The 20,426-nt window shown below is 67.4% G+C and carries 19 protein-coding genes; 7 read left to right on the forward strand and 12 right to left on the reverse strand.

Annotated elements, in window-relative coordinates; genetic code table 11:
• Nucleotides 1–2 precede the first annotated feature (2 nt).
• The 3 genes from QRN67_RS29775 to QRN67_RS29785 all read right to left on the reverse strand — a co-directional run bounded on the left by QRN67_RS29775 (nt 3) and on the right by QRN67_RS29785 (nt 3,132).
• Entirely contained in the window at nt 3–944 is a 942-nt protein-coding gene (locus QRN67_RS29775; RefSeq protein WP_081270322.1) for a branched-chain amino acid ABC transporter permease, read from the reverse strand.
• A gap of 91 nt (nt 945–1,035) precedes the next feature.
• Entirely contained in the window at nt 1,036–2,280 is a 1,245-nt protein-coding gene (locus QRN67_RS29780) for a branched-chain amino acid ABC transporter substrate-binding protein (RefSeq protein WP_106937813.1), read from the reverse strand.
• 60 nt (nt 2,281–2,340) lie between these two features.
• A complete protein-coding gene (locus QRN67_RS29785; RefSeq protein WP_081270320.1) occupies nt 2,341–3,132 on the reverse strand; it encodes an SDR family oxidoreductase in 792 nt (263 codons plus the stop codon).
• A gap of 201 nt (nt 3,133–3,333) precedes the next feature.
• Between QRN67_RS29785 and QRN67_RS29790 the strand changes: the two genes are divergently transcribed.
• Entirely contained in the window at nt 3,334–5,355 is a 2,022-nt protein-coding gene (locus QRN67_RS29790) for a helix-turn-helix domain-containing protein (protein WP_285414761.1), read from the forward strand.
• A gap of 21 nt (nt 5,356–5,376) precedes the next feature.
• Here QRN67_RS29790 and QRN67_RS29795 read toward each other — a convergent pair whose 3' ends face one another.
• Nucleotides 5,377–6,342: a LysR family transcriptional regulator gene (locus tag QRN67_RS29795; protein WP_106938486.1), complete on the reverse strand. Its 966-nt coding sequence runs from the start codon at nt 6,340–6,342 to the stop codon at nt 5,377–5,379.
• A gap of 124 nt (nt 6,343–6,466) precedes the next feature.
• Between QRN67_RS29795 and QRN67_RS29800 the strand changes: the two genes are divergently transcribed.
• From QRN67_RS29800 to QRN67_RS29810, 3 genes are read left to right on the forward strand one after another with little or no spacing between them, the layout of a single operon-like run.
• Nucleotides 6,467–7,639: a CaiB/BaiF CoA transferase family protein gene (locus tag QRN67_RS29800; RefSeq protein ID WP_285414762.1), complete on the forward strand. Its 1,173-nt coding sequence runs from the start codon at nt 6,467–6,469 to the stop codon at nt 7,637–7,639.
• On the forward strand, nt 7,636–8,895 hold the full coding sequence (locus tag QRN67_RS29805; protein ID WP_285414763.1) for a DUF1254 domain-containing protein: 1,260 nt from the start codon (nt 7,636–7,638) through the stop codon (nt 8,893–8,895). The genes QRN67_RS29800 and QRN67_RS29805 overlap by 4 nt, the downstream gene beginning before the upstream one ends.
• A 32-nt stretch (nt 8,896–8,927) precedes the next feature.
• Nucleotides 8,928–9,905 (forward strand): Bug family tripartite tricarboxylate transporter substrate binding protein, encoded by a 978-nt coding sequence (locus tag QRN67_RS29810; RefSeq protein WP_285414764.1) that lies wholly within the window; start codon nt 8,928–8,930, stop codon nt 9,903–9,905.
• A gap of 82 nt (nt 9,906–9,987) precedes the next feature.
• Here the strand turns inward: QRN67_RS29810 and QRN67_RS29815 are convergent, their stop codons facing one another.
• The 6 genes from QRN67_RS29815 to QRN67_RS29840 form a co-directional block, all read right to left on the reverse strand.
• Nucleotides 9,988–10,863 (reverse strand): LysR family transcriptional regulator, encoded by an 876-nt coding sequence (locus QRN67_RS29815; protein WP_350226969.1) that lies wholly within the window; start codon nt 10,861–10,863, stop codon nt 9,988–9,990.
• Nucleotides 10,864–10,961: 98 nt separating this feature from the next.
• Complete coding sequence (locus tag QRN67_RS29820; protein ID WP_285414766.1) at nt 10,962–12,419, reverse strand: efflux transporter outer membrane subunit; 1,458 nt, start codon at nt 12,417–12,419, stop codon at nt 10,962–10,964.
• Entirely contained in the window at nt 12,416–13,399 is a 984-nt protein-coding gene (locus tag QRN67_RS29825; RefSeq protein ID WP_285414767.1) for an HlyD family secretion protein, read from the reverse strand. The genes QRN67_RS29820 and QRN67_RS29825 overlap by 4 nt, the downstream gene beginning before the upstream one ends.
• A 20-nt stretch (nt 13,400–13,419) precedes the next feature.
• Nucleotides 13,420–13,632, reverse strand: coding sequence for a DUF1656 domain-containing protein (locus QRN67_RS29830; RefSeq protein ID WP_106937805.1), 213 nt, complete (start codon nt 13,630–13,632; stop codon nt 13,420–13,422).
• Entirely contained in the window at nt 13,629–15,647 is a 2,019-nt protein-coding gene (locus tag QRN67_RS29835; protein ID WP_285414768.1) for an FUSC family protein, read from the reverse strand. Before QRN67_RS29835 ends, QRN67_RS29830 begins: the two co-directional genes overlap by 4 nt.
• Complete coding sequence (locus QRN67_RS29840) at nt 15,644–15,781, reverse strand: hypothetical protein (protein WP_285414769.1); 138 nt, start codon at nt 15,779–15,781, stop codon at nt 15,644–15,646. The genes QRN67_RS29835 and QRN67_RS29840 overlap by 4 nt, the downstream gene beginning before the upstream one ends.
• 209 nt (nt 15,782–15,990) lie before the next feature.
• Here QRN67_RS29840 and QRN67_RS29845 point away from each other — a divergent pair, with 209 nt between their 5' ends.
• The gene (locus QRN67_RS29845; RefSeq protein ID WP_285414770.1) at nt 15,991–16,728 is read left to right on the forward strand and encodes a helix-turn-helix domain-containing protein; all 738 of its coding nucleotides are present in this window, start codon (nt 15,991–15,993) and stop codon (nt 16,726–16,728) included.
• 56 nt (nt 16,729–16,784) lie between these two features.
• Here the strand turns inward: QRN67_RS29845 and QRN67_RS29850 are convergent, their stop codons facing one another.
• Nucleotides 16,785–17,564: an SDR family oxidoreductase gene (locus tag QRN67_RS29850; RefSeq protein WP_106937802.1), complete on the reverse strand. Its 780-nt coding sequence runs from the start codon at nt 17,562–17,564 to the stop codon at nt 16,785–16,787.
• A 26-nt stretch (nt 17,565–17,590) separates the two neighbouring features.
• Nucleotides 17,591–18,736, reverse strand: a complete 1,146-nt coding sequence (locus tag QRN67_RS29855; protein WP_106937801.1) for a PrpF domain-containing protein — start codon at nt 18,734–18,736, stop codon at nt 17,591–17,593.
• Nucleotides 18,737–18,923: 187 nt separating this feature from the next.
• On the opposite strand from QRN67_RS29855, the gene QRN67_RS29860 reads away from it, so the two are divergent.
• Nucleotides 18,924–19,283 (forward strand): Zn-ribbon domain-containing OB-fold protein, encoded by a 360-nt coding sequence (locus QRN67_RS29860; protein WP_285414771.1) that lies wholly within the window; start codon nt 18,924–18,926, stop codon nt 19,281–19,283.
• A 1-nt stretch (nt 19,284) separates the two neighbouring features.
• Complete coding sequence (locus QRN67_RS29865; protein WP_285414772.1) at nt 19,285–20,421, forward strand: thiolase family protein; 1,137 nt, start codon at nt 19,285–19,287, stop codon at nt 20,419–20,421.
• Nucleotides 20,422–20,426 lie beyond the last annotated feature (5 nt).

A 20,426-nucleotide genomic window follows, 5' to 3' on the forward strand; every position in this document is an offset into this window, starting at 1 on the left:
GCTCAGCCCTTCTCGCCCATGAGCCCGCCCGGGCGCACCAGCAGGATCAGCAGCATCAGCGCGAACGGGATGGTGGCCGACAGGCTCGACACCTTCAGCGTCAGCAGCCCGCCCACGCCGCGCGCCCAGTCGCCGGCGCCGAACAGCGCGAGCAGGTCCGCCAGGCTGCGGTCGATGCCCACGGCCAGCGAGGTGATGACGCCGATCAGCAGCGACGCCAGCATGGCCCCGCCGAGCGAGCCCAGCCCGCCGACGACGACCACCACGAACACCATCACCCCGAGCTCGAGCGCCATGTTGGGGTTGGTGGTGTAGAACGCGCCGGCCACCGCACCGGCCAGGCCCGCGAGCGCCGCGCCCACACCGAACACCCCCATGAACACCAGCGGCACGTTGTGCCCGAGCGCCTCCGCCATGCGCGGCTTGTAGATGGCCGAGCGCACCACGATGCCCACCCGCGTGCGCGTGAGCAGCAGGTAGATCGCGACGAACATGGCGATCGCGATGCCGCCCATCACCAGCCGGTAGGCCGGGTACTGCGCACCGCCGAGGGAGAAGGCCGGCACGTCGAGCGCGGCCGGGATGCGGTAGTCGACCGGGAAGTTGCCGAAGAACAGCTTGATCGACTCCGCGATGATGAAGGACAACCCGAAGGTCAGCAGCAGCTCATGGGCGTGGCCGTGGTGGTGCACCCGGCGCAGGAAGAAGCGCTCGACCACCACGCCGATCACGCCGACCAGCAGCGGCGAGGCGATCACCGCGGGCCAGAAGCCGATGACGCCCTGCAGCGAGTAGGCGAAATACGCCCCGAGCATGTAGAACGAGGCGTGCGCGAAGTTCAGCACGCCCATCATGCCGAAGATGAGCGTCAGTCCGGCGGACACCATGAACAGCAGCAGTCCGTAGACGATGCCGTTCATGAGCGAGACGATGAGCTGGTCCATGGGTTTTCTCCTGGTGGCAGCCGAGGCTGCGCCGGCGGGGGCGTCATGGCCCCGCCGGTGTGGTGGATGCAATTGGCGCGAACGGCCGTGCTCAGGCGGGGCGCTTCATCGCGCAGCTCGACTGCGCCGGCGTCGAGGCTTCCTCGGCCGAGAAGCGCTTGACCGGCTTGAAGCCCATGTCGGTGTCGTCCGCCTTGTAGCGCGCGTCCTTGGCCACCGTCGACACCACGATGGGCATCTGCACCTGGTGGTCGGCCGCGCGCATGCTCATCTCGCCCATGGGCGTTTTGATCTTCGCGGTCTCGATGGCCCTGGCCAGCGCGTTCACGTTCAGCACGCCGCCCTCGGGCCTGGTGCGCTTGAGCGCGTCGGCCACCATGGCCATGCCGAACACCGTCTGCGGCTCGATGAAGGCCGGCGCGTGCCCGGTCTTGGCCTTGTACTCGTTCACGAAGCGCTCGCCCTCGGCGCCGCCGGCCTCCGCGTTGAAGGTGTGCGCCACGAAGTGGCCCACCGCCAGGTCGCCCGCGTTGGCGAGGTTGCCGGGCTGGTCGAGGAACACGGTGCCGAAGCGCACCTTCAGCCCGGCGGACTTCGACGCCTTCATCAGCAGCAGCAGGTCGTTGGACCAGTTGCCGGTGAGCACCGAGTCGGCCTTCGATGCGCTGATCTTCGCCACGTAGGGCGCGAAATCCTGCACCTTGTTGACGTCGTGCAGCGTCTTCTCCACCACCTGGTAGCCGCCGGCGGCGGCGTTGTCGGAGATGGCACGCTCCATGTCCTGGCCCCACGAATAGTTCTGGTTGATCGCGTACACCCGCGTGCCCAGCGCGTTGGCCTGCTTCATCGCGCTGACCAGCGCCTTGGTGCGGATCTGCGCGTCGCCGCTGAAGCGGAAGTGGTGGAAGTTGCACTTCTCGCCCGTGAGTTCCAGCGCCTCGGCCCCCACGTTGATGTAGATGATCTCCTTGCCGGGGTTGCGCAGGTTGTGCTTGCGCACGTCCTCCGTGATCTGCCCGCCGATGGCCGAGGACGCGCCCTGCACGATCAGCTGCACGCCGTCGGCCGCGGCCGCCTTGAGCTTGTCGGCGGCGCCCGCGGGACCGCCCTGGTTGTCGTACTCCAGCAGCTGCACCGGCTCGCCGTTCCAGCCGCCGGCCGCGTTGATCTGGTCCACCGCGAAGCGCACGGCCGTGCGGTAGGCCTGCCCCGACGAGGCCTGCGGGCCCGACAGCGTCTCGAGCACGCCGATCTTCACGGGCGCGGCCGACGCGCCGAAGCACAGCAGGCCCAGCGTGCAGGCCAGGGCGGAGGGAAAGGTGGCGAGTGTGTGCATTGATGTCTCCATGCTTCTTGAAAAAAATAGGGTGCCCGTTGCGCGTGCGGCGCAGGGGGCTCAGAGGTATTCCATGTTCCCGTCGACGCTGATGGCCTGGCCGCTCAGGTTGCGCGCGGCGGGCGAGCTCAGGAACAGCGCCATGGCGGCGACGTCCTCCACGGTGACCATGCGGCGCAGCGAAATCTTGCGCAGGTACTCCGCGCGCATGGCCTCCACCGACACGCCGGCGGTGGCCGCGCGCGCACCGATCACGCCGTTCATGCGCTCCCCCTCGACGGTGCCCGGAAGGATCGCGTTGACCCGCACGCCCTGCGGGCCGAGCTCGATGGCCAGCGACTTCATGAGCCCGACGATGGCCCACTTGGTGGATGCGTAGGGCGTGCGGTAGGCGTAGCCGAGACGGCCGGCGACCGAGCTCATGGCGATGAGGTTCGGGCCCATGGTGGAGCGCCTGAGCAGCGGCACCGCGCGCTGGGCGAAGTAGAACTGGCTGTTCAGGTTGACCGAGACGGTGCGCTCCCAGTCGGCGCGCTTCAGGTCCTCGATCGCGCCGGTGGGGCCGGCGATGCCCACGTTGTTGACCAGCACGTCGAGGCCGCCGAGCGCGCCCTGCACGTCGTCGAAGACGCGCTCCACGTCCTCGGGAACCGAGGCGTCGGCCGTGCTGTAGGTGAGTTCGGGCGCTTCGCGCGCGAGGCGTTCGAGCGCGGAGCGGTCGATGTCGCACACATGCACGCGCGCGCCCGTCTCGCGGAATGCCAGGGCCACCGCCGCGCCGATGCCCGCCGCCCCCGCGCTGACCAGCACGCGCAGGCCGGGTGGCGGGCGCAGTGAATCGATGATGCTCATGTGTTCCTGTGGTGTGTGTCGCGGCCTTCCCGCTTGCTGCACGCAGTGTCCGCAACGGCGCTGCGCGGCACTATGTGCGCCGCGCACATCGATGCGGCTGCGCCGATGTGATCGCGTGGTAACGCGCGTCCTCACAGCCCGCAGGGGCAGGGCTGCAACCCATGGGCATGGCGGCAGCGTTCTGCTAGCCTTCGCGGCCCTATGTCCTTACTGTCTCCCGAACGAGCCCGCGCGCCGGGGTCGCCGGCCGATGCCAGCGTCCATGCCGACGAGATCGCCGCCGAGCTGCTGGGCCTGCTGCACCGCAACGCGCCGGCCGAGGAATTCGCGGCGCGGCTTGCCGGCGTCGAGGCGCTGCCCGATGCGGTGCAGCGCAAGCCGGGCCTGGTCGAGCTGGTGCGCATGGCCATGGCGCTGCGCAACCGGCTCGAGGTGCACGAGCAGCGCGAGCGCGGCATGCTCGCCGTGATCGAATCCGCGCAGGACCTGTCGAGCCGCCTCGACCTGAACGGGCTGCTCAAGGCGATCGTCGGGCGCGCGCGCCACCTCATGGGCTCGCACCTGTGCTGGCTGACCATCTACGACGCCGCCAGCGGCGAGTTCCAGGTGGTCGTGGCCGATGGCGCCATCTCCGAGCGCACGGGCAAGATGACCGCGGCCCGCAACCTGGGCGTCGCGGGCATCGTGATGTCCACCCGCCTGCCGTTCTTCACGCCCGACTACCTGCACGACAACCGCTTCGCGCACGACCCGGTGCTGGACGACACCTTCCGCGCCGAAGGCGTGGCTGCGCTCGTCGGCGCGCCGCTGATGTGCGACGACAACGTGATCGGGCTGCTGTTCGTGGCCGACCGCTACCACCGCACGCACACCGCCATCAATGTGTCGATCCTGTGCACGCTCGCCACCCATGCGGCCGTGGCCATCAACAACGCCAAGGCGTTCGCGGAGGCCGCGGCGGCGCTCGAACATGCCGACCTGGCCCGCGGCGAACTGGAGCGGCACGTGCGCGACGTGCAGGGCGCGGCCGAGGCGCACGAGCAGCTCACGTCGCTGCTGGCCAAGGGCGCTTCGCTCGGCGCGCTGTGCCAATCGGTCGCGCAGTTGCTCGACGGCAGCGTGCTGGTGCTCGACGAGGCGTGCGAGGTCATCGGCCGTGGACGCGCCCCCGGCTATGCGGGCACCGCCGCCGACGCCTACGCGCCCCATGACGCGCACAGCGCGGCACTGGCGCGGGCACTGCGCGAGAGCCGGCAGGCGGGGCGTTCCGTCGTGGCGTATTCCACGCAGGGCGAGCTGTGCCGCGTGATCGCGGTGCTCGGCGGCAGCGAGGTGCTGGGCGCCGTGCTGCTGTTCAGGCGCGAGGAGCTGCGCGATGTGAGCCTGCGCACCTTCGAGCGCAGCTCGAGCGTCATCGGCATCGTGCTGCTGTCGCAGGAACGCGTGGAGGCGGGCAAGAGCCGCGAGGTGTCGGCACTGCTGCGCACGCTGGTCTCGCCGCGCCAGGACGAGCCCGCATTGACGCGCGACCGCGCGGAGCGCTTCGGCCTGGACCTGTCGCAACCGCTCTCCCTGACGGTGGTGGAAATGGCGCAGCCCCGGCCCGGCTTCTGGTCGCGGCGCCTGCGCGCGGGCGCGCCCGCCTGGGACCACGTGACGGACGAGATCGACGGGGCGCTGGTCATCGCATGCGCCGCCACCAGGGCGCAGGACGCTGTGGAGGCGCTCTCTGCTTTCGCGCGCCGCGAGCTCGGCGACGCCTACCGCGGCGTGCTCTCGCGGCCGGTGCGCTCGGCGGCCGAGATGCCCGCCGTGTATGCGGCGCTGCGGCGCGCGCTGCCGGTGCTGGGCCGCCTGGGCATGCGCGGGTGCATCGTCGGGCAGAACGAGATGGCGCTGTACTCGGTGCTGTTCGAGACGCACGACGAAGGCAGCCTCCATGCCTTCCTGGACGCCACCATCGGCGCGCTGACGTCCCACGACCGCAAGCGCGGCTCGGAGCTCACGGCGACGCTGCTGGCCTACTTCGACTGCAACCAGAACGCCAAGACGACGGCCGTGCGCATGGGGATCCATGTGAACACGGTGCGCCAGCGTCTGGCCAGCGTCGAGGAGCTGCTGGGCCACTGGGGCAGCGCCAGCCGGGCGCTGGAGATCCACATGGCGCTGCGGCTGTGGAGCCTGGGCATGGCGCAGCCACGGCCGCAGGACGAGCCCGGCTGAGGCCGCAAGCGCGGTGGCGGGCTACGGCCTCGCGCCCGTTTTCTTCAGGGAACCGCTGACACGCCGGATGGCCTCGGCGAACGCCCCCAGGACCGGCGGCCTCTCCATCCCGTCGCGCCGGAAGAACAGGCCGAATGACGGCAGGACCATCTTCGGCAGGACCTTCAGCCGTTGAACGCCGCCGCGGGCGACCTCGTCCGCAGCGTGCTCCAGGCGCACCGCGCACAGCAGCGACGGGTCCTTGCGAAGCACGGTGCCGATCGTCACCGACGAGAGCGCCTCGATGACGGGCACGGGCGGCGTCGCGCCGCTGTTGAGAAAGGCGGTCATGAAGGCCTGCCGCACGAGGGTTTCCTTCGGCGGCAGCACCCAGGGGCCGGCCTGCAGGTCGGTCCAGCGCAGCCGGCGGCCGGCCACGCCCTCGTTCGCGCAGGAGGCGAGCACGCAGAGTTCGTCTTCCAGCAGCACCACGGGCTCGAGCATCGGAATCAGGTCGCTGGCGACGAGCTCGGGCGTGATGGCGCCGAAGACGCAGTCGAGCTCGCCGTCGAGCAGGCGGTGGATGAGTTCATGCACGCGGCCCTCGCGCAGCTGCACGGCGGCGCCGGGCATGCGCCGCCGCAGCTCGACGATGGCCGCCGGAACGGCCGCGGTCACCGAGGGTGCGCCCACGCGCAGCACCGCGGTAATCCCGCTTTGCATCGCGTCGACGTCCTCGGTCGCGCGGGCCAGCTCGTTGAGCACCGCGCGCGCCCTGAAGGCCGCGCTCGCGCCCAGCGCATTCGCATGAATGCCCTGGTGGCTGCGCTCGAACAGCCGCGCGCCGAAGCAGCCTTCGATCTCGCCGAGCATCTTGCTGATCGCGGGCTGGCTCAGGTGCAGCCGCGTGGCCGCGCCGCGCATGGTGCGGGCTTCGGAAAGCACGGCGAGAAGCTCCAGGTGGCGCAGGCGCAATGTGCGGATCAGGCGGTCGGTCTTGGTGTCCATGTCGCATCCGGTGGCATAGCTGTTCGTGATCACTCCCTCACGATTATCGAATTTTCAAGAATCGGGGAAGGCGATAACGTTGCCTCCGACGAATGCAACGACCCAAGAGACATCCGGGCCCGCCGTGCCCCTGAAGAACGTGCGCGTCATCGACATGGGGCAGTACATCGCCGGGCCCGGCGCGGCCATGGTGCTGGCCGAGCTGGGCGCGCAGGTGATCAAGATCGAACCGCTGGCGGGCGACCAGGCCCGGCACATCGGCCGCTACGGCGAGTCGATGATCCGCGCGTACAGCCGCGGCAAGCAGTCGATCGCGCTGGACCTCAAGAGCGAGGCCGGGCGCGACATCGCGTGGCGCCTGATCGGCGGCTGCGACATCGTGATCCAGAACCTGCGCCCCGGCGCCGTGGAGGCCCTGGGCCTCGGCCCGGCCGAGGTGCGCGCGCGGTTTCCGAAGGTCATCTACCTGTCGATCTCCGGCTTCGGCGACCAGGGCCCGTCGAGCGCGCGCCCCGGCTACGACATTGCGGCGCAGGCCGAGAGCGGGCTGATGTCGGTCACGGGCGAACCCGACCGCCTGCCGCAGAAGGTGGGCGTGCCGATCATCGACGCGGCCGCCGCGCACCTGGGCGCGCAGGCGGTGCTGGCCGCGCTCTATGGCCGCGCGCAGACCGGCGTGGGCGAGACGCTGCGCACCTCGCTGCTGGAGGTGGCGCTCCATCTGCAGGCCACCACCTGGTGCGACTACCTGGGCGGCGCCCCGGAGCCGACGCGCATCGGCGACGGCCAGCCCAACAACGCGCCGGCGGCGGAGGTCGTGCCCACGCGCGACGGGCACATCGTGCTGTCGGCCTACGCGGACGAGCATTGGGCGCGCTTTTGCCGCGTGGTGGGGCGCGCGTCGCTCGCGAGCGATCCGCGGTTTTGCACCAACGCCCTGCGCGTGCAGCACCGCGGCGAGCTTCGCGTGGTGCTGCGCGAATGCCTGTCTTCGTACACCAGCGAGGAATGCGTGGCGCTGCTGAGCCGCAACCAGATCGTCGTCGGCTTCGTTCGCAGCTACGCGCAGGTGCTGCAGAGCGCGGACGTGCAGGCGAGCGGACTGCTGGTCGATGCGCCAGGCGCCGACGGCCGGCGCTATCCCTCGCTGGCGCTGCCCTACCGGCTGGGCGATGCGCCGCGCGCCAATCCGCCGGCCGCGCCTGCGTGCGGGGCCGACACCGACCGGCTGCTGGCCGAGCTCGGCCTCTCGGCGGACGAGATCGCGGGCCTTCGCCGCGCCGGAGCTGTCGCATGACGAACGCCGCCATCCCCCGCGGCTGCGAAGACGTGGTGAAACAGACGCTGCCGCTGTTCGAGATGATGCGCATGCGCGCGGCGACCACCGCGCGACGCCATCCGGTCCTCGGTTTCGCGGCGCCGGATCCCGCATCGGCCATGCGCTGGGTCAACCAGTTCACGCACACCCATCGCCGGCTCGGCCCGCAGGACAGGGAGGTCGTCAGCCCGAACAACGACACGGTCTACAGCAACGCCTGGCTGGACCTCTGTGAAGGACCCGTCGTCATCGAGACGCCGGACATGGGCGAGCGCTACTGGACGCTGGGGCTGCTGGATGCGTGGACCAACCCGTTCGCCTACGTCGGGCGGCGCACGACCGGCAACCGGCCCCAGCGCACGCTGGTGCATGGCCCCGGCTGGCGCGGCGCGGTGCCGTCCGGCATCACGCAGACCGTGGCCGCCCCCGGCGACGACGTGTGGCTGATCGGGCGCCACCTCGTGGAGGACGACGGCGAGGACGCCGCCCGCGTGCGCGACGCGCAACGCGCGATGCGCCTCGTGCGACCGGACGGCAGCGATGCCGCCATGCGCGTGGACACATGGCTCGACGCACGCGACACCGGTGCGCCAGCGGCAGCGCCGTACCTGGCCATCGTGAGCGCTGCGCTGCGGCGCAATCCGGTGCCGGCCGGAGAAACCCTGGCATGGCCGCCCATGGAGGCCGAGCTCGCGACCGCGCTGCCCGCCGTGTACGAGCGGCTGCGCACCGGCAACCGGCCCCACGACCTGGGCGGCGGCTGGGCGATCCCGGTGATGGTGAAGACGCACTGGGGCGACGACCACCTCACGCGCGCGCGCATCGCCCGCAACTTCATCGGCGCGCTGGGCGTGGAGGAGGCGATGTATCCCACCGCCGAGGTGGACGCGCGCGGCGCGCCGCTGGACGGATCGCGGCGCTACGCGCTGCGCTTCGCACCGGGCAAGGGGCTCAAGGTGGGGGCCTTCTGGTCGCTCACGATGTACCGTCGCAGCGACTGCCTGTTCGTGGCGAATCCGATCGATCGGTATTCGATCGGCGACCGCACCCCGGGCCTGAGGCACGATCCCGACGGCGGCCTGGTCATCCGGCTGCAGGCCGACGACCCGGGACCCGGCGCCAACTGGCTTCCGGCTCCTGCGGGCGAGCCGTTCTACGTCGTGCTGCGGCTCTACCAGCCGCATGCCGACCACCTGGAATTGCGGTTCGACTATCCGCCCATCGAGCCGGTCTGACATCCCAAGAAAACCCACGGAGACAAGAACACATGACAACGACCCGCAGACAACTTCTCACCGCAGCCGCGGCGGGCCTGGCGATGCCCTGGTGCCTGCCGAGCCAGGCGCAGGCCTGGCCGGCAAGGCCGATCCGCATGGTCTCGCCCTACGGCGCGGGCGGCTCGAACGACATCCTCACGCGCGTGCTCGGCGACTTCCTCGGGCGCAGGCTGGGGCAGGCCATCGTGGTGGACAACAAGGCCGGCGCAGGCACGCGCATCGCGAACGACTTCGTGGCCAAGGCACCGGCCGACGGCTACACGCTGCTGCACGCGGCCGCCCCGATCGCCATTGGGGAGGCGCTCTACAAGGACCTGCCGTACGACGTGCACAAGAGCTTCGCTTCGATCGCCAGCACGGCGATCGCACCCCTGTTCCTGGTGGTCAATGCCGATGCGCCGTACAAGACGCTTGCGGAATTCATCAAGTATGCGAAGGCGCATGCCAAGGGCGTGAGCTTCGGCTCGCCCGGCGCCGGCTCGGCGCCGCACCTGACGGCCGAGCTGCTGCTGCGCGCCGCCGAGGCGAAAGGCGTCGTCGTGCAGTACCGCGGCGATGCGCCCGCCTACACCGATCTGCTCGCCGGGCGGCTCGACGCGACGCTGACAGCCATCTCGACCGCCGTGCCGCATATCCAGGCCGGGAAGCTGCGGGTCCTGGGCGTCGCCAACGAAGAGCGCACGCCGCTCTACCCGGATGCGCCGACCTTGCGCGAGCAGGGGCTGCCGTCCGTCGTGGGCTACGGCTGGTACGGCATGCTCGCGCCGGCCGGAACGCCGGCTGCCATCGTGGCGCGGCTCAATGCCGAGATCAACGCCGCGGTGGCCGACCCGGAGGTCCGCCGCAAGGCCGAGGCAGCGGGACTGCAATTGCGCGGCAGCACCAGCGCCGAGTTCAGCGCGTTCATCGCCAGCGAGACGCGCAAGTGGGCGCAGATCATCAAGTCGGCCAATATCACGGCGGAGTGATCGACCTTCCGCGAGATCCAGCGATACGTGGCGGGCAACTGTGAATGGATGTGTCTCGGCGCTCCGCTTCTAGGTCGGATGGTCATGTGCGCTGCCCCCCCATGCGCGTTTCAAGCAGCTTCAGCAGGGCTCGCAGGGCTGCGCTGTTGTGCCGGCGCTGCGTATACGCTGCGTACAGCCAGATGTCACGGGGCATGAATTCCTTGAGCACTGGGACCAGGCCGCCGCGTTCTGTGTGCGGCTGAGCCAGCAATGCCGGCACACACACCGCGCCGATGCCGGCGAGCGCCGCGGCGATGAGCGTGCTTGAGTCGTTGGCATCCATGCGTCCGTAGATCGGGAGGTTGTATGGTTCGCCATCAACTTCGAAGAGAATGTGCGGTGCGCCCGCCGATAGCGAGTAGGTGAGCACGTCGTGCCATCGCATGTCGTCGGGCGTCTGAGGAATGCCGCGCTTGGCCCAGTAGCCAGGCGTGGCGCAAAGCGTGAGTTCCACGCGTTGGAGGCGGCGCACGATCAGGTTCTCATCACCAATGCGCCCGAATCGAAGGGCAACGTCGACACCTTCCTCCACGAGATCGACCACACGATTGCCGATCTGCAGGTCGATATGGACATCTGGATAGAGCGTGAGGAACTCGCTCAGCAGGCTCGGAAAGTCGGTTTGCACGAGCCCATGAAGCCCCGCGACGCGCAGACGACCGCTTGGGCGCGAACCATGCGCCTGCAATTCGCTCTGCGTCGACTCGACCATCTCCATCAGCGGCGCGCTGCGAAGCTGGAGCAGCCTGCCAGCATCGGTCAATGTCACCGAGCGCGTCGAGCGGTTCAAGAGCCGCACGTTGAAGCGCGACTCAAGCGTCGCGACATGCTTGCTCGCGCTGGCCTTGGAGATTCCGAGCTTGCCCGCTGCGCGCGAGAAGCTGCCGACGTTGGCGACCTCCAGGAATGTCTTCAAGAGATTAAGCCCGTCCATTGACCAACCCGTCCCGCTCGGACGCACGCAGTGGATTTTCCGTCTGCCTCATGTTTCGCTTCAGCAACGCCAAGGCGTGGCTAGCGCACGCCACTCACGGGGGCATCGTCGGTTTCCCAGCCGCCGCCCAGCGCCATGAACACGGCGACCTGGTCCTCTGCCAACTGGGCTGCCGACATTGCCAGAGCGGCTTCGCTGGCTGCCAGGGTGCGCTCCGCATCCAATGATTCGAGCTGACTCGTCTTGCCGTTCACATAGAGTGTGCGGGCCTGCCGGGCGACGATGGCACTTTGTTCTTGCGCAGCCAGAAGCGCGTCATGACGTTCCAACTCGCGTGCGTAGGCATCCAGTGCCGTTTCGACCTCGCGCAGTGCCGTCAGTACAGTCCCGTCGAAGCGGGCAGCGGCAACCCGGGTGGCCGCCTGGGCCTGCGCGATGCGAGCGCGGGCAACGCCGGCGTTGGGTAGCGTCCAGTTGATCAACGGGCCCAGGCTGTAGCTGAGCGTTTCCCGGTTTCCAAATCTTGCCAGGAAGCCTGCTGAGCTGGCCGAGAGACCCAGCGACACTTTCGGGTAGAGGTCGGCTGTTGCGACGCCGATCTGGGCAGTGGCAATGGCCACGCTGCGCTCCGCTTGGCGCACATCGGGCCTCCGGCGCAGCAGCGCAGCGCCATCTCCTACCGGAAGCAGTCCTGCCACGCGCGGCGGTTGCTCGCATGCGGCCACCGCCGCAGGGAAGTCGCGAGGTGCCGCGCCGGTCAGCGTTGCCAGCCGGTACAACGCGCCTTGGCGCTGTGCCCGAAGCGGCGGCAGTGCAGCACGCAGTTGTTCCAATTGGCCTTGCGCACGTGCCATGTCGATTTCCCCCACCTTGCCCGCTTGTTGGAGCCGATCGGAGAGTCGCAGAGCCTCTTCCTGCAGATGAACCGACGCCTGCGTGGCGCGCAAGCGATAGCCGCTTGAACATGCTTGCGCATAGGCATGTGCCACGCCGCCGGCGACGCTCACACGTACAAGGTCCAACGCCGCCTGGGCGGCGCCAGAGCCGGCTTCGGCCGCTTCGATGGCGCGACGCAGTTGGCCGTACAGGTCCAACTGATACGACAAGGAAATGCCGGCGCTGTAGGTGCCGCGGCTGGGCGGTTCGCCGCCACGCTGCAGGAGGCTCAAGCCCGATACGTGCCCGAAGCCGGGACCCCCGCTGGCCGCGACCATCGGCTTCTCATTTCCGCGCGCCTCGGCCTCCAGCGCCCGGTAGCGTTCCAGGGTGGCCACGGCCTGCCGCAGGTCGGTGTTGTGTGCCAGCGCCTGTGTGACCAACGCGTCCAACTGCCGGTCGTCGTAGAGCCTCCACCAGCGTGGCGGCAGCGTCGTATCCGCCGCAGCGCCGCTCGCAGATCCGAAGGTGCCTGCGGAGGCGGATTGCGCCGAAGACAGGGGGGCGGGGGACACGTAGTCCGGCCCCACGGGCGGGAGGGCACAACCGGCGAGCAGTGCGCCTGCCGTGACGGCGGCAAGGAGTGGGGACATGGCGTTCATCCCCGGCTTTCTGAAGCCCGGGCCTTGGCATCCGTGGTCCGAACAGTCTCGAGTATTTCAACGGTGACCGTCTGGCCTGCCACCAAGCGGGTGCTCGCAGGCATCTGATCGAGCTTCACGCGCACCGGCACGCGCTGCGCAAGCCGCACCCAATTGAATGTGGGATTGACGCTGGGAAGCAGGTTGGTGCTGGTGCTGCGGTCACGGTCGGCGATCCCGGCAGCGATGCTCTCGACGGTGCCCTCGAGCGCCGCGTTGCCCATGGGCGTGACCCGCACGCGGTCGCCGCGATGGATCCGAGCCAACTTGTTTTCCTCGAAATAGCCTTCGACATAGATGGAACCCGTGTCGACCAACGCCATCACGGGGTGTCCGGCGCTTGCGTAGGCACCCTGGCGCAGGTCGAGGTTGGTGATCAGGCCGGCGGTGGGTGCACGCACCTGGGTGCGTTCCAGGTTCAACGTCGCCGTGTTCAATGCGACCTGCGCCTGTCGCAATGCCGCTTCGGCCGCTTGAAGCGCGCTTTTGGCCTGGTCCACCTTCAGGCGCGACTGCTCGCGAGCTTCCAGCGAGATCAAATCGCCCAGGCCGGAATTGCGCTGGCTCTCGCGCTGCGCCTGAGCGAGTGTGATGCGCTGGTTGCCGATCGCGACGCGTTGCGTCGCGACGGCGGCCTGGGCTTGTTCCCGCGCCAGCTCGAAGCGGGCCGTGTCCACCGAGAAAAGCAAGGCGCCAGCGGCAACGGACTGGTTGTCGTGCACGGCCACGTTCGTGACGATGCCAGACACGTCAGGCGTGACTTGCACGACATTGGCCCGCACGCGTCCGTTGCGTGTCCAGGGGGCGAGTTCATAGTGGTCCCATAAGCGCCACCCCACCCAGCCGGCTGCGGCCACCATCAGCGCGGTGACCAACAGACGAACGACGGGACGGGCAAGACGCGAAGTCCAGGCAGGCAAGGGAAGGGCGTCAGATTTCATGGGTTGAAGCGGTCCGGATTTCAAGACGAGGTGGCGGTTGCGCCAGTGAGAGAAGCCAAGGCGCACAGCACCAGGACGTACAGCGCGAGGTCAAACAGGGCCGGGTGCCAGATCCATCGGTAAGCACCGAAGAGGGCCAGCAGGCGCCGCGTTGCCCAGGAGCACGGCAGCGCGCCGCCTGCGACGACCAAGAGCCAGGGCAACTGCACGCCAAAAATGTTGACTTCGATCATGGTTGGAGCGTGGGGGGAGCGGTTGGAAAGAGGTTGCGTCGAAGGCCAACGAGTGCCGCAATGGCAGGCCGCTCGGTATCTGCAGTCAGCGCGCCTAGCAACAGCCGATCGACATGCGGCAGCAGCGGCGCATGACGCGGCGGTGCTCCCGCCACATGGGCGCGGAAGATGCGGGCCAATTCCCCGAAGAGGTGAGCGAGGGGTTCTCCAGGAAGGCTCCCGCGATGCCGCTGCAGTGCAGTGATGTCAGCCCCCATGCGCAGTTCGCGCAGCGCGCGGTGTGCCGCGACCTGGACCTCTTCAGGACCGTCGGGAGCGACGCGCGGCGCCAGCAGCGCAATCCTGTCGAGCATGCGTGAGCCAAAGGCGTGTCGGTTGGACGCGTGCTGCGGATGGGCGGCCAGATCGGCGAGGTCGTGCCATGCCGCACGGCGTATGCGCCTGGCTGTCCAGTCACGCCCCACGCTGCGCATGAGAGCGGTGACGCGGGCCGCGATCACCGCACCCGCGAACAGGGCCAGGTTGGAACTGATGAAGCTCACCCAATCGGCGGTGGCTGTGTCTTGAAGGGCGAGCGTTCCGGCGACACCGAAGAACATGCCAAGGGCCGACAGGGAACTGGCTGGTCGTGCCATGTAGCAGCCGATCACCAGAAACACAGGCGCGATGCACAAGACCAGCATGCCAAAGTCATGTGCCCAAGGCATGACAGCCAGGACACAAAAGGCCGACACGGGCAAGGACCACAACAGCGCCGTGATGAACTTGTGCATCGCAGGCACCGGATCGTCCATGGTGGCGAAGAAGCTGCAGAAGACGGCGGCGCTCATCGCCATGGCGGATCCCGAAGGCCAGCCCGTCGCGATCCACAGGACACACGATAGACAGGTGCCCGACACCGCAGTGATCGCCGAGCGCAGCGCGAGCCCTCTGTCCAGGTGGAGCGCCCCGCGAGCCAGGGCCGGGGTGCGCCGCAGGGGCACCGGGTTTCCGGCAATGCCGGCATCGATATCGTTGCGCAGCGTGGTGCAGGCATCCCAGTGCGCGACCAGATCCTCCAAGCGGGTTGCCAGATCGATCCGCAGCGCGAGGATCCACGGCGAAGCGGCCGGACCGTCCGCAATGGCGCGAAAGGCGGCGCATGCGTCGTCCACTCCCGCGCTCGTCGCGCGTGGGTCCAGCCAGCCCGAATGCTGCGCGAAGGTCGAGCCGATGTCATCCGGCACACCACCTGTGGCGGTGCACAGCGCTTGCAGGCAATCTTCAACCGCCGACAGCACCGGGGTGAGGGCGGTCACACGGTATCGCAGCGCGTCGATGGCGCCCCCGCTCCAGCGCAGTCCGGTGTCGAAGGGCACATGCGTGGAGAGCAGGCGCAGTTGCGTGATGTCCAGTGCCAGCCGCTGGCGGTCCGCCGGGATTCGAGGGTCCAGTCCTTTGGCGGGCGTCTCGCGCAGCAGGTTTGTGAGCCATTGCCGCGCATCGCCGAGTGCACGATCCATCACGCCAAGCAGGGACGGACCCAGGCCGTTGGGAAGCACGAGGCTGTGGACCCAACTGGCACACAGGATGCCCAACCCGATTTCAGTGACCCGTGCGACGGCTGTGTCGAACATCGCCGCGGGCGCTTCGACCAACGGGAAACCGATCAATGCGGCTGAGTAGCCGGCCAGCATGAAGACATAGGAACGCGCGCTTCGGTCCAGCAGCGAAAGATAAAGGCAAAGCCCCACCCACAGCGCCAAAGCCAGCGACAGGAGTTCCGGGGACCCGGACAGCGAGGGGACGAGCACCACGGTCGCTGCGCACCCTAGCAACGTGCCCAGGAAGCGGTAGAGAGCCTTGGAGCGCACATTGCTGGCCAGCGGGTGGGCTACGATGTAGGCGGTCATCATGGCCCAGAAGGGCCGAGGCAGCGCAAAGCGGCTCGACAGGTAGAGCGCAAGCATGGCTGCGGCAAAGCTCTTGAGAGAAAAGAGCAACTCCTGTCGGGAGAAACGAGGTCGCGCGATCATGCTGCGCCTCGATGAATCTCACGAGCACGCTTGCCTACCAAACAGTAGTGCGAGCCAATCAGCACCAGGCCGATGAGAAGAATGAGGAGTGCCTGAACCGAAACCACTTCATTCTTATTGCGAATCATTTTCATGCGACGATGCTACTGAGCGGCATACGAGTCGAGAATTGCAAACTTGGACGAATGACTTCTCTTTTCGGCCATCGCTGAGGGGGATTGAGACCGAGCACTGATTCCAAGGCTGAAACAAGCCCGGCGGCGGGCGCAACATCAAATTTCCCAAGATGCGAAGAGCGGAATTCGGCGAGCCAGGCCTGGACTACGAGCCATCAGTACCCGTGATGGCGCTGCGCGTCGATGTCGCGGCGCAGGAGCGGGAGATTCCCGTGCACGAGCACCGATCCGGCCAGCTTGTGATCGCACTGCGCGGTGCGGTCTCTTGCGAAGTGCCCGGCGCGCTGTGGATGGTCCCGCCCCAGGCGGGCGTGTGGATTCCGGGCGGTACGCTGCACAGCAACCGAGGAACGGCGAACGCGCTGATTTTTTTCCTCTTCGTCGAACCTGGCGCTGCCCCCTTGCCTGCGAGTTGCTGCACCTTTCACATCAGCCCGATGCTCAGCGAGATGATCCAGTACCTCGCAGCATTGCCGCCCCTCTACGAAGCAGGCGGGCCGACCGACCGATTGGCGCAGGTGCTGCTCGACCAACTTTGCACGATGCCCACGGAAGCAATGTTCCTGCCGATGCCCGAGGACGCAAGGCTCAGAGAGATATCAACGGCAATGATGCGCGATCCCTCCGATCGCAGGACCCTGACGAACTGGGCGCGTGAACTGGGCATGAGCGACCGTACGTTGAATCGACTGTGCACCTCGCTGACAGGCCTGAGTTTTGGCCGCTGGCGACGCCAGCTGCAGATGATCGTGGCGCTGCGCGAGCTGTCCGGTGGTGCGACCGTCCAGCAAGTCGCCTATGACCTGGGCTATGAGTCGCCCTCTGCCTTCAATACGATGTTCAAGAAGGCTTTTGGAAAGCCTCCTGCGACCTACATCAGCGACCGTTTCCGGGTCGGCGGATGACCCGTCCTTTCAGGTCACTACATGGCCGGGCGCCAGCGGCCAACCCATGCACACACTTACCTGTAGGCTCGGGCGTGGGTCACGCCACCGTCCACCACCAGGGTCGAGCCCATCACATAGTCGCCTGCACGCGACGCCAGGAAGATCGCCGCGCCGGCGATGTCCTCTGAAGTGCCAATGCGTCTGGCGGGTATGTGTTCGGACAGCTCGTCGCCGCGGTCGCGCGCGTTGCGGTTCATCTCGGATGGAAACGCGCCCGGCGCAATGGCGCTGACCGCGATGTTGTCCTGCGCCAGGCGCAGCGCCATGCGCCGCGTCAAGTGGATCAAGCCCGCCTTGCTGGCGACGTAGGAGTAATTTTCCTGAGGGTTGAGCCCGATGCCATCGGTGGAGGCGATGTTGATGATCTTCCCCACACGCTCCTTGGCCGCGGCGCGCAGCGGCCCGGACAGCGCCTTCGTCAAGAAGAAGGGCGTCTTAAGATTGAGATCGACCACCTTGTCCCAACCGGTTTCGGGAAAGGCATCGAAGTCTTCTCCCCAAGCGGCGCCGGCGTTGTTGACCAGGATGTCCAAAGTGGTTTCATGCTGCGCGTAGGCGGCGGCCAGCGCCTGGCAGCCGTTGACTGTCGACACGTCGTACGGCAGCGAGACGCAATGGCCGTTCTTCGAGAGTTCCGAAGCCGAGAGATCGCATGCCGCAGCCTTGCGCGCGCTGATGTAGACACGTGCACCTTGCGCCAGGAATCCCTCGGCGATCATGCGACCGATACCCCGTGAGCCACCGGTGACGAGAGCCGTGCGGCCTCGCAAAGAAAAAAGATCTTGCGTCATCATTGCTATGCCTTGGCAGTCCGCTGAGGTCAACCAACATCGAGGAGAGCACGCCTCACATAGGCGGTCCCATCAAACAGCCGCCGAGCGGTTCGAGTGAAGTGAACTTCTTGCACCGACCATTCGTCTTCGGCAGTGCGCGCGACGCTGGCAAAAATTCCGATCACACCACTCGGATGGCCAATGCGGATGCGCGTCGGGCCGGCATGACTGCCTCGCGCCTCCGCCGGAATCGTCCCTGCGATCTGTGCTGCCACGGAAAGGCAGACTGAGCCACCGCCCGGAAATGCCTTGTGCATCGCCCCACCATGGAGAACCATGCGCGCCACCAAGTCGATTTCCGACGACTTGACGATTCGATCTCCGCCGAGGGTGCGGTAGTCCTGAGCTTCGCTGATGAGGATCTGGTAGGGCGTGAGGGTTCCTGACGCCGGCAGGTTGCAACGATCGGCGGCCCATCGTCTGACTTCCTCGGCCATTTCGTAGATATCAGAACTGAGCTGGCCGGGAAGCTCCGTGCCGGTGACGCCCAGATCCGCAGCGCGGATGAATACACACGCCGTTCCCACGTCGACGATCGAAACGGGTATTTCGCGACCAAGTTTGGAGACGTAGACCGAATCGCGTGCCTGCCCGGTGGGAAGCAATCGGCCCGTCGTGGCACCGCTGGTACCCGAGTAATCCAACGCGACCTCGGCGCCCTTGGCGGGCACCCCATCCACTTCGGTGTCGCCTTCCACGCGCGGCTCGCCGTAGGCACATTGCACCACCATGCGCAGAATCTTGCCGGTATTGGTGTTGTGCACTCGCACGGTGGTGGCGGGCTCCTGCACGGGAATCAGCCGCTCCTGCAGCGCGTAGACCCCGGTGGCCGATGAAATGTTGCCGCAGACGATCTCGAAGCTCACGCTGGGCTGATCGATCCCGATCTGCACAAAGGTGTAGTCGATGTCTGCGTCGGGTCGTGACGGCGGCCCAATGATTGCGCATTTGCTCGTGAGGATGTCGGCGCCTCCAAGCCCGTCGATCTGGCGCACGTCCGGGCTGCCGAACAGAGCCAGAAGGAATCGCTGCAGTTCCTGCGGATCGGCGGGCACGTCACGCCGTGCGAGAAAAACAGCCTTGCTTGTGCCGCCGCGCATCAAGGTCACTGGAACGCTGATTTGTTCTTTCATTCATTCAGTATGCGCGTGCGCAGGGCGTGCGTCCTTGCAGTTCGGCTGCTCTGGCTTTAGCAGAACTACACGCTTCGCACGCTTTAGTAAGGCTAAAGAATGCGCAGCACAAATCCAATGACGGGGCGGCCCTGGGTCACCAAACTTCCGGTTGCCGTGGCCATCGCCACCGGAACAGGAGACACCTTTGAAGATCATCAAGCGCACGGATTCGCACTTCCGTGACACCCCCGGCGGCATGGTGCTTGTGGCCACACAGGCAGGCGGTCAGCCCCCCCAGTTTCCGCCGATCGAGTTCGTCCACCACGAACAGCCGATCGAGGAAATCGAGCTCGGCCCGACCGGGTCCCTCTACAGCTTCACGGTGGTCCATCCCGGCAAGGACAAGCCCGCCTACGCACTCGCAATGGTCGACTTCGAGTCGGGCGTTCGAGCCTTCGGTCGGCTCTTGTTCGATGGAAGCCCGCCCGCGATCGAAAGCAGGGTGCGCGTGGTGCCCTTCGCATTGCCGGACGGCACACCCGACTACGCCTTCCAGGAGCAATGAGATGAAGCAACCACTGATCACCGGCGTGGGCATCACCGACTTCGGCCGCTTCCCGGAGCTCACCGAAGAGGCCATGGTCCAGTCGGCCATTCTTGGCGCCCTGGAGGATGCCGGCACGCGGCTTTCCGAGGTACAGGCGTTCTACTGCGGCAACGCGCTCGGGGCCATGTTGCCGGGGCAGCGGGCACTGCGTGAACTGCATACACATGGGGGCGCCGTCTACAACGTGGACAACGCCTGCTCCAGCGGCGCGACCGCACTGAATCTCGCATTGCAGGCGCTCAAGGTCGGGCAGTACGACACCGTCCTGGTATTCGGGATGGACCATCTGAGCGGTCTCGGAGGCGGGCCATTGCAACTGAGCCAGCAAGACTGGAACAATCGACGGGGCATGATCATGCCCGCCTTGTACGCCATGCGCGCTCGGCGATACATGCACGAGCGCGGCCTCAAGCCCGAGACGCTTGCGGACATCTCCGTGAAGAACCGCAAGCACGGTGCTCTCAATCCCATCGCCAAGTTTGCAAAGCTGGCGACCCGCGAGGAGATTCTTGCATCCCGCCCGGTGGCCGAGCCGCTCACGCTGCTGCAGTGCTGTCCCGCCGTGGTCGATGGGGCAGCGGCCCTCGTGCTCAGCACCAAGCCCTCCCAGGGCGTTGCCAAGCCAGTTCAGGTCTTGGCGTCAGTGGTGCAGTCCGGCTTGTTCGAAACCACGCCCGTCGATATGACGGAGGCCGAGATCACGGCGCGTGCGGCCAGGCTGGCCTATGAGCAGGCCGGTGTGGGGCCGCAGGACCTCAGCCTGCTGGAAGTGCACGACGCCTTCACCATCTCCGAATTGCTCTACTACGAAGCGCTGGGGCTTTGCGATCGCGGCGACGCGGCAGAGTTGCTGCGCAGCGGTGCGACGACTCTGGGCGGACGGGTCCCTGTCAATCCGAGCGGCGGCCTTCTTGCCAAGGGGCATCCGCCCGGCGCGACCGGCGTCGCACAGATCGTGGAGGTCTGCGAGCAGTTGCAAGGCCGTGCGGGCGCCCGGCAAGTGCAGGGGGCGCGCATCGGGCTCACGCAGGTAACTGGCGGCGGCATCTGGGGGGTGGATCACGCCGCCTGCTCCATCCATATTCTTTCGCTCTGAACAGG

Origin of the sequence: Variovorax sp. efr-133-TYG-130 (assembly GCF_030208835.1) — a bacterium.
Taxonomy (GTDB): Bacteria; Pseudomonadota; Gammaproteobacteria; order Burkholderiales; family Burkholderiaceae_C; genus Variovorax.